This is a genomic window from Acinetobacter sp. L-24, assembly GCF_056857555.1.
Genome location: NZ_JBSXNI010000024.1, coordinates 17,178 through 29,535 on the forward strand (window position 1 = coordinate 17,178; position 12,358 = coordinate 29,535).

The 12,358-nt window shown below is 42.9% G+C and carries 12 protein-coding genes; 4 read left to right on the forward strand and 8 right to left on the reverse strand.

Features of this window, described 5'->3' with window-relative positions; all coding sequences use genetic code 11:
- Positions 1-43 precede the first annotated feature (43 nt).
- The 3 genes from AC13CK_RS01760 to AC13CK_RS01770 all read left to right on the forward strand — a co-directional run bounded on the left by AC13CK_RS01760 (position 44) and on the right by AC13CK_RS01770 (position 2,929).
- Entirely contained in the window at positions 44-388 is a 345-nt protein-coding gene (locus AC13CK_RS01760) for a lysozyme inhibitor LprI family protein (protein ID WP_374952282.1), read from the forward strand.
- Between the two features lie 163 nt (positions 389-551).
- Positions 552-2,471, forward strand: a complete 1,920-nt coding sequence (gene htpG, locus AC13CK_RS01765) for a molecular chaperone HtpG (protein WP_425878984.1) — start codon at positions 552-554, stop codon at positions 2,469-2,471.
- 194 nt (positions 2,472-2,665) lie between these two features.
- Positions 2,666-2,929, forward strand: a complete 264-nt coding sequence (locus AC13CK_RS01770) for a hypothetical protein (RefSeq protein ID WP_005108064.1) — start codon at positions 2,666-2,668, stop codon at positions 2,927-2,929.
- Between the two features lie 81 nt (positions 2,930-3,010).
- Here AC13CK_RS01770 and AC13CK_RS01775 read toward each other — a convergent pair whose 3' ends face one another.
- From AC13CK_RS01775 to AC13CK_RS01790, 4 genes are all read right to left on the reverse strand, one after another.
- Positions 3,011-4,120, reverse strand: a complete 1,110-nt coding sequence (locus AC13CK_RS01775) for a hypothetical protein (protein ID WP_005267573.1) — start codon at positions 4,118-4,120, stop codon at positions 3,011-3,013.
- Between the two features lie 92 nt (positions 4,121-4,212).
- Positions 4,213-5,619 carry a hypothetical protein gene (locus tag AC13CK_RS01780; protein ID WP_425878987.1) on the reverse strand — a complete coding sequence of 469 codons (1,407 nt, stop codon included), beginning with the start codon at positions 5,617-5,619 and terminating at the stop codon, positions 4,213-4,215.
- A gap of 10 nt (positions 5,620-5,629) precedes the next feature.
- Entirely contained in the window at positions 5,630-5,809 is a 180-nt protein-coding gene (locus AC13CK_RS01785; protein WP_004647321.1) for a hypothetical protein, read from the reverse strand.
- Between the two features lie 252 nt (positions 5,810-6,061).
- On the reverse strand, positions 6,062-6,229 hold the full coding sequence (locus AC13CK_RS01790) for a hypothetical protein (protein WP_004278595.1): 168 nt from the start codon (positions 6,227-6,229) through the stop codon (positions 6,062-6,064).
- A gap of 410 nt (positions 6,230-6,639) precedes the next feature.
- On the opposite strand from AC13CK_RS01790, the gene AC13CK_RS01795 reads away from it, so the two are divergent.
- The gene (locus AC13CK_RS01795) at positions 6,640-6,840 is read left to right on the forward strand and encodes a dodecin family protein (protein WP_004278594.1); all 201 of its coding nucleotides are present in this window, start codon (positions 6,640-6,642) and stop codon (positions 6,838-6,840) included.
- Between the two features lie 66 nt (positions 6,841-6,906).
- Here AC13CK_RS01795 and AC13CK_RS01800 read toward each other — a convergent pair whose 3' ends face one another.
- The 4 genes from AC13CK_RS01800 to ompR all read right to left on the reverse strand — a co-directional run bounded on the left by AC13CK_RS01800 (position 6,907) and on the right by ompR (position 12,039).
- Positions 6,907-7,599: a DsbA family oxidoreductase gene (locus tag AC13CK_RS01800; RefSeq protein ID WP_005102861.1), complete on the reverse strand. Its 693-nt coding sequence runs from the start codon at positions 7,597-7,599 to the stop codon at positions 6,907-6,909.
- Between the two features lie 232 nt (positions 7,600-7,831).
- Complete coding sequence (locus AC13CK_RS01805) at positions 7,832-9,349, reverse strand: acetyl-CoA hydrolase/transferase family protein (protein WP_004647324.1); 1,518 nt, start codon at positions 9,347-9,349, stop codon at positions 7,832-7,834.
- Between the two features lie 205 nt (positions 9,350-9,554).
- Positions 9,555-11,015, reverse strand: a complete 1,461-nt coding sequence (locus tag AC13CK_RS01810) for an ATP-binding protein (protein WP_482830896.1) — start codon at positions 11,013-11,015, stop codon at positions 9,555-9,557.
- Between the two features lie 259 nt (positions 11,016-11,274).
- Entirely contained in the window at positions 11,275-12,039 is a 765-nt protein-coding gene (gene ompR / locus AC13CK_RS01815; RefSeq protein WP_004278590.1) for an osmolarity response regulator transcription factor OmpR, read from the reverse strand.
- Between the last annotated feature and the right edge of the window lie 319 nt (positions 12,040-12,358).

A 12,358-nucleotide genomic window follows, 5' to 3' on the forward strand; every position in this document is an offset into this window, starting at 1 on the left:
TAATTGAATACGACTTAATAATTGAATAATAAGGAAGATCAGCATGAAGTTTTTAAGCCAAGGTATTGTGATCTTCTTCAGCCTGCTGGCAGGGTCTACCTATGCGGCAAGTTTTGATTGTCAGAAAGCTGAAACCGTGACAGAGAAAGCGATTTGTGAACATCGTCTGCTCAATGATGCCGATGTCAAGATGAGTACCAGCTATCATATTTTACGCCGTATGGTGCCTATGGGAACCCGTTCGGTGATCCAGCGTGATCAGGTGAAATGGCTACAGTTCCGTGACCGCTGTCAGGAATCTGTGTCCTGTCTGAGTCAGGTCTATAATATGCGTCAGCAGCAAATAGACCTGCAATTTCAACGTATTTATAAGCTTGGGCCTTATTAAGCCTTAAACCTAAGCCTTTACAAATCCAAGTCATTTTAGATCAAGAGATCCTTTATAAAATATCTTGAGAAAAAATATACAACTGGCTATTGAAAATTTAGTAACTCACTCCATTCATATAGGCAACAGTATTGACCTGTATTTAAAATAAAAGGAGTGATTAATGAGCGAGTCTAGCGCACAAAAACATAGTTTCCAGGCTGAAGTGGCTCAGTTACTACATCTCGTGACCCATTCGCTTTATTCAAACCCTGAAATTTTCCTACGCGAATTGATCTCGAATGCCTCAGATGCATGCGACAAATTACGTTTTGAAGGGATTAACCATCCCGAATTTTATGAAAATGATCCGGATCTGCGCGTTCGTGTCAGTCTGGATGCAGACAATAAAACCATTACCATTTCAGATAACGGGATCGGCTTAAGCGAACAGGAAGCTATTGATAATTTAGGGACTATTGCCAAATCAGGCACCAAAGACTTTATGTCCAAACTGACCGGCGATCAAAAGGCTGATGCCCAGCTAATTGGCCAGTTTGGTGTCGGTTTCTATTCCGGTTTTATTGTGGCTGACAAGATCACGGTAGAGTCGCGTCGTGCTGGCACAGATGTCTCTGAAGGGGTGCGCTGGATCAGTGGCGGAACCGGTGAGTTCGAAGTTGAACAGATCACTAAAGAAAGTCGTGGTACCGATATTATTCTGCACTTGCGTGACGATGCGCTGGATTATCTGCAAAGCTATAAAGTGAAGCAGATTATCAATAAATATTCAGACCACATTAGCCTGCCAATCCAGATGCAAAAAGAAGTCTGGCAGGAAGAAGAAGCGGCTGAAGGTGAAACATCTAAAGGTGGCCAGTATGTCAAAACTGATGAGTGGGAAGCCATTAACTCGGCCAGCGCATTATGGACTCGTAACAAGTCTGAAATCACTGAAGAGCAGTATGTCGAGTTCTACAAGAACTTAAGCCATGATTTCGCAGCGCCATTGGCTTGGGCGCATAACCGAGTTGAAGGCAGCACTGAATATACCCAGTTATTATATATTCCAAGCAAAGCGCCACATGATATTTTCACCCGTGAATCCAAAGCGGGTATCAAGCTGTATGTGAAACGCGTGTTCATTATGGATGATGCGGATAACCTGATTCCAAACTACCTGCGCTTTGTACAAGGCGTGGTGGACAGTGCCGATCTGCCATTGAACGTGAGCCGTGAATTACTGCAAGAAAGCCGTGATGTAAAAACCATCCGTGAAGGCAATACCCGCCGTATCCTGACCATTTTGGATAATCTGGCTAAATCTGAAGATGAAAAAGATCAGGCAAACTTCAAGACCTTCTATCAGGAATTTGCTTCAGTATTGAAAGAAGGTCTGGGTGAAGATTTCAGCAACCGTGAACGTATCTTGAAACTGCTGCGTTATGCGACGTCGACCAATGATGAAGTCAGCACATCATTGGCAGACTATAAAGCACGCATGAAAGACGGCCAGAAAGCCATTTATTATGTGACTGCAGATAGTCTGAATGCTGCGAAAAATTCACCGCAACTGGAACTGTTCAAGAAAAAAGGCATTGAAGTTCTGTTGATGACTGAACGCGTGGATGAATGGGCGATGAACTTCGTGAATGAGTTCGATGGTACGCCTTTGCAAAACGTGTCTAAGGGTGCAGTTGACTTAGGTGACCTTCAGGATGCCGAAGAGAAGAAAGCCCTTGAAGAAGCCGCAGCCCAGTTTAAACCGGTGGTGGATAAGCTGACGGATTCATTAAAAGACAAAACCAAAGAAGTGCGGGTGACGACGCGTCTGGTCGATTCTCCGGCTTGTCTGGTAACTGGAGAAGGTGAGTTGTCTCCACAACTGATTCGTATGCTGAAAGATGCAGGTCAGCCTGTGCCGGATATCAAGCCGATTCTGGAAATTAACCCAGAACATCCGTTGGTGAAAAAACTGGATGGCTCGGCGCAGTTTGATGATCTGGCCAATGTGATCTTCGACCAAGCGGTGATTGCAGAAGGTGGATTACCAGAAAATCCTGCTGAATATGTCAAGCGAATTAATAGTTTGCTGCTTGCTTAAGTGCTGATGTATTGAATGAGAAAATCCCTCTTAGGAGGGATTTTTTATGTCTGCTTCATTTTTCAATTCTAGAAATGATCTGGAAAAACGATAGACAGGATAAAAAAATACCTTCGAATCATAAATCTATATTTTGGATTATTAATTAATTTTTAATTTATAATTACGATTATAAAGCAAAGAGAGAGAATGTTATGAAATTTAAGCTGATGATCAGTATGGGCGCTGTAATCCTGATGTCGATGAGCCAAGTTAGTCTAGCGGCACCTGCTGCAGAAAAAATGGTACGCACAGATCGAATCAGTTTTTATAAAGTTGCGAAAGTAGAGGCAGCAAAACTACAACGTGTGCAACATAGCGATCGTATTCGCTTCAATATGCCAGTGATGGAGCAACCTTCATTACAGCAAAAACGAGTGCTACGCAGTGATCGTATTATCTTGAATAAAACCAGCTAATACTTACCGCGCTGATTGCCTCAGTAATATTGAAAAAAGCCCATGAATGATGGGCTTTTATATTTTCCACCATCATTCAGTTTAAAACAATGCTTCTAAACGTACCAAAGCCCCGACATAGTGGTCACGATCCTCGCGATGATCATTCAGGTAGTTCAGGTCGGTCTGGACAAAAAACCATTCACGTAAAAAAGGTTGTCTCCACGACACATATGGACCCCAGCGGTTGAGACGCAGATCCTTGTCATTCAGATAACCTCCAGTATAAATGCCATAACTAAAACGGTTGTCCTGAAAAAACTGGTGTTGTCTAAAAGTGTAGTTGTCCCAAGTCAGATCGTCGTCTTGATCATCTGCATAAGTCAGACTGAGTTGATTGGAGAAAAAGGCCTGATTGGGACGAGCATGGATCAACTCCAGATTGGTCCGTAAATAGTTTTCACTCTGAACGCCATAGCGATAAATCTGTTCGGCATGAAAAGAGTAGTCATTTTCTAGTGTCCAATCCTTACTGGCTTTGACACGCAGGTAAATATCATCGCCAGAACGTAGGCCCAAATCCAGATCGGTTTCGAAAGGAATGCGATCTGACCATTCTGACCAACGTAAGGCAAAAGAGCTGTTATCTTCACGGGCACGTTTAGTATCCAGACGCTTATTTCCGGAAGTGGCAGGATTTTCATTGGTAATCGCGACATTGCTGTCTAATTCATTGTCCAGACTGTCATCACCAAACACCACACTCAGCTTTTGTTCCAAGGTCGGAAGCTTGATCTTGCCGCGGATTCGAGGCTTAATCTCATAGCCTTCATATTCATCCCAGCGATTATCTAGAATGATCCGTAATGTAGCTGCAGCTGGCTGATCCGGATCGCTTTCACCAAACCAGTTATCAATTTTATGCGCAGTACGATCGGCCCATTCGCGGATGCCTTTCTGCTTTTGATCTGCCCATGAATAATTTTCTGTCTCTAGCGTGGATGGAACAATGGCGACATTTGATTGCTCCGGCAGAACCGTGGGTGTTGCATCGATCAAACGTGGAATCTGATCCAGCAAGCCTGATCGGCTTGGCTCTATATTCGTTGGACTGGCAGGAGCAGTTGTGACTGAATTGGCCCAAGACATGCTACCACTCATTCCTAAGCCCAGAGAGAGCAGTAAAATTTGAGTAATCCTGTTTATTTGCATGAGATATTTGTTGCTCTTGTATTCTTATATTCAGCTGTAGTTTTCTAAAAAACGGCCTTAAAAAGCAAGTTAAAGCTACAAAATAACAGCAATTATTCAATCATTTGAGCCTGAATTTCCCGATAAAGCTCTAATACCCGAATGGGTTGTGGCATTGTTAAAATAATATTGTGAATATTCTGCCAATTTAGCTGTTTGTCGCGTTGCAGCAAGATGTATGGATAGGCCAGCTCATCCTCTGCGAGAGAGATGCGTTTTTCACCATGAATCACTCGGATTTTTTGATGTTCCTGTAGCAAAAGCACTGGGGTAGAAAAATCCGCAGCAGCTTCTTTAAACGAGATAAATTTCTGCTTTTGAATGGACTGTGCGGGTATAAATGGATGGTAATCTGGCTGTGTCCAGACTGTTTCAGCCTGCTGCAAGTAAGCCGTTGAAAAAAGCTCGAGTTGCATGAAACTGGTGCTTATAACAGACCATGCCAGTGATTTAATCGCAGCAGCCTGGCGTTGATGATGGGTCAGCCAATGTTGAATACAATAATGTGCCTGTAACTGACTCGGTACCCCTAAGAGCATCAGATATTTAACAAACTGACCTTGCAGATTCAGTTGTTCAACCAAATAAACCTGACGTGCCTGCCAGTTATCTTCTGCCGCATAATACAAGGTGATATCCAGATAGGCAGGATGCTCGATATTCTCAGTCAGTTCTAAAGCACAGAGTCGCTGGATATTGGTTTCTTCTAAGCCTAAAGGGTGTACATGGGTGTTTAGTTCGCCTAGTTGAATCTGTACAGGGAATTGAATCAATTCGGAGGCTGTGATCTGTTCTTGCGGAATTTTCGTTATTGTCATTTCAGCTTTTAGTTGAGGATTTAGTTCCTTGGGTTCAGTCAGTATCTGATTGGTTGACTCATCTGGGCGGCGTAGTTCTAATGCATGGATTCTTGCGCGCGGCCGTCCCCGATGATATTTGGTTGTTTCCACAGAATTGCAGCTGGTTTCAGCTTCGTTTAAGGATAAGGCAGGAACGATCAAGGGGGGATCCTGTTGCAGACAAGAAAATTGCTGCTGTTGTTGCAACAGCCAGATATAGCAGTGTTGCAATTCAGCCCATTGGCTGTGCAGGGCAGGAGCTTGGGGAGCGGGCATCAGCCAGATTTGCCAGCCACGTTCAGGATGATGCAAAACTGCCCAGCCAGAATCCGGATGGGCAGACAGTGCTTGTTCCAGTGCTAAGATTTCGGTGAAATAGCCACGAAAGCTTAGATGATAAGACGTATTAGCAGAAAATTGGTAAGCAACAAGTTCAGGTTGAGTGCGGGCCTTAAATGCTGAAATCTGGGTCTTGAAAATAGGCTCATCACACAGATTAAAAATATCGCGTATCCTTTTTTTAGAACGGGCAATTTCATAGAAAGGCAGGACTTTATGCTCCAGTTGCTGCGCCAGTCCATGTAGTTCTTTAATTAAGTGTGCTTTTTCTAAAGCATTCATTTTTTGATCTCTAGAGATGTTTCAGTGCTTTATCCAGGGTTTGTGCCAGTACAATGTTAACCGCCAGCTCGACCAGTCTGTATTCAGCAGAATTCGAGTCTGTATAGCTTTCTGCCATTTCAATTAAATAATCAATAGAAACTGACTGAGGCGGAATTTTGCCCTGTACCAATGCCTGAAGTTCATGCATAAAAAATTTTCTTATCATTAATCTATTTATATTGCTGCAATTATAAGCAGAGATCACATAAAATAGTGATCTATTTTGAGTGTTTTATAAACAAATTTTTTAATTAAAAGTGATAAAAATCAATAGAAAAAATGAGAGTAGGAAATAGTCGATATTTTTGAGAGTTGTGCATCTTTTACACAGAATGTGTTCAATATGATAAAAAAAGCAGGCTGAATCAATCAGCCTGTTTTAATGCAAAACAGTTTTGCATTAAGCCGTTTTTTCAGTTGCTACAGTCGCAGCATCTGTATTTACTGTTTCAGCAGGTACTTTAGTCGCTGGAAAGTCTGGCAGATGAACCACTTGCGCCATTTGTGCAGACGCTTGAACAGAAAAAGCCATAACGGTTGCAGCGAAAGCAAATTTAAGAGCATTCATAGGATGACCTTTAATATCAGAGTGTTCAATGACTTGAACAGAGGAGAATATTTAAACTTAATTCGGGTGAAATAATAGCAAATAAGACTTAATATAAAATGATAGATTCGGCAAATTCAGGCAGTAAATTTTAGATAAATTACTCTATAAAACAATAAATTAGTGTATTTACTCTAGTTTGATTTTTATGATTTTACAGGACTTTATGCTTTGTTTTGGCGATGAGAATCTGGACTTGATCGAGTGCCAAAACAAGCGGCGATGTGTTTTTGATCTGCCAATTTAAGATTGAATTTCGAGCTTTGTTCAATCCATGTAAGTTTTTGCTATCGCTTGTTTACGGGCTGCTGCAATCTTCTGAGAATGGACTAAGATGGAATTCCATTCATTTTCATGCTGAGAGTTTTATTATGGCAATTGCAAAAGTGGTAGAAGTCAATTCAAGCAGCAATAAAAGCTTTGAAGATGCGATTCAAACGGGCATTCAGAAAGTCACAGAAACGGTCAAAAATGTACAAGGTGCTTGGATCAATGAACAGAAGGTTGTCATTAAAGAAAATAAAATCACGGAATATCGTGTCAATTTAAAAATTAGTTTTCTGGTTGATTAAGCGAATGCCATTCAATAACAAATAAAAAAACCCCATTTGAAATGGGGTTTTTTATTGAACGTTGTTTTATTTAGCTTGGTCTGGCGTGTCACACGTTTCTGTTGAGCATTGTGCTGCCTGACTGTTGGTTGATGTATCGAGCGCTTTTTCAAATACTTGCAGGAAAACTTCTTTAGGCTGCGCGCCTGCCAATGCCACACGTTGATCAAAAACAAAGAAAGGTACACCGGTCACTTTGAGTTGTTCATGTGCGACTTCCTGATCGAATTTGACGAAATCAGCATATTCTTCCGAATCCAACAGGTCATCGACTTCGACCGGATTCAGGCCAATACGCGCTGCGACATCTTCCAGTGTTTCACGTTCTCCAATCGCCAGACCTTGGGTCATATAGCTATAGAAGAACGCTTCCTGTGCTTCATTGCCCAAACCTTTGCTTTGCGCCAGGTGAATCAGGCGATGCGCATTAAAGGTATTGCCTGAATTGGCACCTTCCCAGTTAAATTCAATACCTTCGGCTTTGGCCATTTCAGCAATATTGCGCTGCATCTCTTCGACTTCTGCCACGGTGCGGCCATATTTTTGCGCCAGACGCTCAGAGTTGGAGACTTCCTGACGTACAGGTGCTTCAGGATCGAGCTGGAAACTGTGCCAATGTACTTCTAGCTCAATACCTGCTTCTTGTGCAGCAGCTTCTAAACGTTTTTTACCAATATAGCAGAAGGGGCAAACCACATCTGACCAGATATCTACGCGCATGTCATGTCTCTAATTTTGCTCTTGTGTTCAAGTATGAGGGTGAAGAATCAGAATTTAAAGCCCTTGAGCATCAGAAGTGTATTTCTACAGCAGATCGGCAGGATAAATAAAAGAAGAAAGAGTAGGTGATAGCCAGATGGCTTCCTTAATATAATCAGGTTCTGACTATTCAAAAAAAATATAAAAATGCCATAAAAAAACGCCCCGTAGGGCGTTTTGTGAATGCAGTCAATTATGCAGTTTTTACTGCAGCTTCAACAGCAAGCATGTGACCATTTTCTTCGAAGTTTGAGTGCCAAGAAAGCGCTTCACGAAGAAGATGAGGGGTATGGCCGCCTTTTGCACATGCACGGTCAAAGTAATCATTCAACGCATCGCGGTACATTGGGTGCGCACAGTTATCAATTACTGCACGTGCACGCTCACGCGGAGCCAAACCACGAAGATCCGCAAGACCTTGTTCAGTCACTAGGATATCAACATCGTGTTCTGCATGGTCGATATGTGAAGCAAACGGTACCACAGAAGAGATGTCGCCACCTTTCGCGATTGATTTGGTTACGAAGATCGCCAAGTGGGCATTACGTGCGAAGTCACCTGAACCACCAATACCGTTCATCATTTTGGTACCACATACGTGAGTTGAGTTCACGTTACCGTAAATATCAAACTCAAGTGCAGTGTTGATGCCGATAATACCTAAACGACGTACCAGTTCAGGATGGTTTGAAATTTCCTGTGGACGTAATACCAGTTTGTCTTTGTATTGTTCAAGGTTGTTAAATACTTTCTCGCCGTATTTCGCAGAAAGTGTAATAGAAGAACCTGAAGCAAACTTCATTTTACCTGCATCGATCAATTCAAACGTACAGTCTTGCAGAACTTCTGAGTACATGATCAAGTCTTCAAAGTTTGAATCTTTCAGACCCGTCAATACGGCATTTGCAATTGAACCGATCCCTGCTTGAAGAGGTCCGAGGTTTTTCGGTAGACGGTCTTCAGCCACTTCTTTTTCAAAGAAAGCAATCAAATGGTTGGCAATGCTTTGAGTCTCATCATCTGGCGCAGTTACAGTAGATGGAGAGTCATGCAATTCGCTGTTAAATACGATACCAACAATTTTAGATGGATCAATATTGATCGCATGCGTACCGATACGCTCATCAACTTGAGTCAATGGAATCGCTTGACGCGTTGGACGATAGGTCGGGATGTAGATATCGTGCAAGCCTTCAAATGCCGGGCTTAAATTCGTATTGATTTCTACAATCACTTTTTCAGCAAAAATCGCAAAGCTTGCAGAGTTACCAACAGATGTTGTTGGAATGATGCCGCCATCTTCAGTAATTGCTACGGCTTCGATGATCGCAACGTCTGGTTTTTTCAACTGAAGGTTACGCATTTGTTCAACGGTTTCAGACAAGTGCTGGTCAATGAACATCACTTCGCCGTTGTTGATTGCTTTACGTAAAGTGTTGTCGACCTGGAACGGTAAACGGCGTGCCAATACGCCAGCTTCAGTCAGTTGTTTGTCTAGATCGTTCCCTAGTGATGCACCAGTAATTAACGTAATCTTTAATGGGTTTGCTTTTGCCTGTTGAACCAAAGCTAAAGGAACCGCCTTCGCTTCACCAGCGCGAGTAAAGCCACTCATACCCACAGTCATGCCATCTTGGATGAATTCAGCCGCTTGTTCAGGGCTGATGACTTTGTTGTGTAGGGAGGCTAAACGGATACGATCTAAAGACATTTTAACTCTCATTAATTCTTAAACTATGATACGGATTGTACCGCTCAAAAAATGTATTGTGCATAGGTGTTAGGCTAAGGTCTAATTTTTTAGCTAAATGTAGGTATAATAAAAAATGATGATTTTTAAATGATTGAATTCGTGAACTATAAAATGAATTGTATAGAAAAACTAAAAAGTCATTTGTTGAATTACTGATCACTTCTTAAAAGTGATCAGTCAAAGTTTGGCGAATTTTATCGAGTGTGGTGGCTGGGGAAAGTGTATCTGGGTTCACCTGATTCACGGGTAGTGAAATGATAGCTTCCAGCCCACCTTCAGGACGATTATGAATACGCAATTGACCATGGTGAATGTCGACAATCCGTTTCACAATGGCCAACCCCAAGCCACTGCCTTGTACCGTTCGTGCCGAATTGCCCCGAACAAAAGGCTGCATCAAGGCTTCAATCTGATCTTCCGGAATGCCTTCGCCATGGTCTGCGACACAAATCAACAGTTGATCTTCTTCAACATGCGCAGAAAGCTCAATTGGTTCTGAACCATAGCGTTTTGAGTTGTTGATCAGATTGCCAATCAGTCTTTTTAGCGACATGCTACGTGCCTGAATGGTCGGTATATCTTGTGGGGTGAAACGGATATCTAGCGGTTTAAACTGCTTGACCAGTTCCTGTAGCAGTACATTGACATTGGTGTCCTGCGGTTCTTCATCGGAACCGTCGCGCATATAGGAAATGAACTGATCCAGAATCGCGTCCATATCTTCGACATCATAAATCAGCCCTTCTTTGAGAAAGTCTTCATCTGGCATCATTTCGGCACTGAGGCGGATCCGGGTTAAGGGCGTGCGCAAGTCATGTGAAATCCCGGCCAGCATAATTCGGCGTTCCCGCTCGGTCTGATCCAGCGTGTAAATCATCTGGTTAAAGGCATGATTGACCTGACGGATTTCCAGTGGACCATGATTGGTATCCAGATAGGGCGCTGAACCGATTCGACTATAACTGTTGGCGGCATTCTGCAGACGGCGTAAAGGACGGTTGAGCTGACGCACCAAGGTCAAAATAATGATGCCGACAATAATTGGCGTGCCGAGCAACCAGCCCAAAATCAGTTCATTGCTATAATTGGCATAAGTCTTTAAAGGTTCCTGTACCCAGTGACCATTCATTTCAGGAGTCTGGATCCAGATACGTGGACTCGGCTTAAACTGGAAATAGACTGTGGCTTGTTCGATACGTAACTCTTTGGCCAGTTTGGTTTCGATCTGTCGGGTAAAAAATTCGGCAATCAGCTTTTCCCGCACAGTAGGATATTCTGCCGGATTGGTGACATATTCAATGCCGACCCGATTTCTTAACCAGTCGTCAATGTCGACTTCCTGCTGTTTGTGATACAGGCGCAGATCGGGATTGTTGAGAATTTCCAGTTCCATGGCGAGATAACGCGCATGTTGCTGAATTTCAGGTAAAAACAGGGTGCGCCAGAAGAACCATAAGGACATAAACAGGCTGAAACAGACCACAAAAACCACCAGTACCGTGGTACGCATGGCAGCAGAACGCGGCTTGATCTTGTCGAGAAAGCGTTCCCCGCGGGTACGTTTCTTTTCCGAGTAGCTGACAAAATCGGTAAATTTTTGTGGATCGATAGGGTCGAGTTTCACACTGCGTCCTTTTGCTCAAAAGGGGAGGCTTCCCCCGTAGTTGGATACACGTTAAGGTCATCCGCAACTGTTTGAGGCAGGACTCAAGATAGTCAATGATGTTTCTGCGAGAGAATCGCTAGAATGACGGAGGTTGTCGAGTTTTGCGGATGACAATGGTTTTGCTTACTTTTGTCGAAACAAAAGTAAGGCGAACCGCAGGTTAAACCCTATAAATGAGGCTAGACCATAAGACTCCGTCATCAATCAGGAAATTAATTTATTCAGCACCATCTGGAACAAAGACATAACCCACACCCCATACGGTCTGGATATAACGTGCACGTGCAGGATTTTCTTCCACTAAACGGCGTAAACGTGACACCTGAACATCAATTGAACGTTCCATGGCACCCCATTCACGGCCACGCGCCAGATTCATCAGCTTGTCGCGGGTTAATGGTTCGCGTGGATGCTGCACCAGTGCTTTCAGTACCGCAAACTCACCGGTAGTGAGTGTTACCACTTGGCCTTCACGGGTCAGGGTGCGGGTAGACAAATCCAGTGACCAAGGACCAAAAGAAACTACTTCCATCTGCTGGCTTGGTGCACCCGGCACTTCACGTACCTGACGACGTAATACCGCACGAATACGTGCCAATAGTTCATTCGGGTTAAACGGTTTAGGCAAGTAATCGTCGGCACCTGCTTCTAAACCGGCAATACGATCCGAGTCGCTACCACGAGCGGTGAGCATAATGATAGGCGTATCGATATTGGATTGGCGTAAACGACGACAGATACTCAAGCCATCTTCGACCGGAAGCATAAAGTCGAGCACGATCAGAGAAAACAGTTCCCGCTGTAAAAGTCGATCCATCTGCGTGGCATCATGTGCAGTTTTGACCACAAAGCCTTTATCTTCGAGAAAACGCTGTAATAAGGTACGTAGACGAACATCATCATCAACCACCAGGATCCGTTCGACCCGGTCCGTTTCGGTATGTACGGCATCGGCTTTTTCAGCAGGTACAACTAAACTCATGAGATGCTCCTTTATTCTTTATTGTCGTCATAAACAAAAATCAAATAGGCTTTGAGTATACAATTCATTAATATTAATTGACTATGCTCTAAAGCACCAAATATTGCAGTTAAAATCAAGACATAGATACCAAATATATACATCTAAATGAGCAAAAAATACGATTTTACGCTGGATAAAAAGCAAAGTTCATACAAACTTTATCGGGAAAAGCAGAAAACTATGGCACTTCATAATACAAAGATAAGATAAATTAATAAAAACAATGGTGGATTTTATAGACCCGGTCTTTATAATCATGCCATTTAGTACTTATCCT

Excerpts from the sequence above, each read along its gene's own strand:
- AC13CK_RS01760 (WP_374952282.1), top strand. The coding sequence starts at position 44 with ATGAAGTTTTTAAGCCAAGGTATTGTGATCTTCTTCAGCCTGCTGGCA.
- htpG (WP_425878984.1), top strand. The coding sequence starts at position 552 with ATGAGCGAGTCTAGCGCACAAAAACATAGTTTCCAGGCTGAAGTGGCT.
- AC13CK_RS01770 (WP_005108064.1), top strand. The coding sequence starts at position 2,666 with ATGAAATTTAAGCTGATGATCAGTATGGGCGCTGTAATCCTGATGTCG.
- AC13CK_RS01775 (WP_005267573.1), bottom strand. The coding sequence starts at position 4,120 with ATGCAAATAAACAGGATTACTCAAATTTTACTGCTCTCTCTGGGCTTA.
- AC13CK_RS01780 (WP_425878987.1), bottom strand. The coding sequence starts at position 5,619 with ATGAATGCTTTAGAAAAAGCACACTTAATTAAAGAACTACATGGACTG.
- AC13CK_RS01785 (WP_004647321.1), bottom strand. The coding sequence starts at position 5,809 with ATGCATGAACTTCAGGCATTGGTACAGGGCAAAATTCCGCCTCAGTCA.
- AC13CK_RS01790 (WP_004278595.1), bottom strand. The coding sequence starts at position 6,229 with ATGAATGCTCTTAAATTTGCTTTCGCTGCAACCGTTATGGCTTTTTCT.
- AC13CK_RS01795 (WP_004278594.1), top strand. The coding sequence starts at position 6,640 with ATGGCAATTGCAAAAGTGGTAGAAGTCAATTCAAGCAGCAATAAAAGC.
- AC13CK_RS01800 (WP_005102861.1), bottom strand. The coding sequence starts at position 7,599 with ATGCGCGTAGATATCTGGTCAGATGTGGTTTGCCCCTTCTGCTATATT.
- AC13CK_RS01805 (WP_004647324.1), bottom strand. The coding sequence starts at position 9,349 with ATGTCTTTAGATCGTATCCGTTTAGCCTCCCTACACAACAAAGTCATC.
- ompR (WP_004278590.1), bottom strand. The coding sequence starts at position 12,039 with ATGAGTTTAGTTGTACCTGCTGAAAAAGCCGATGCCGTACATACCGAA.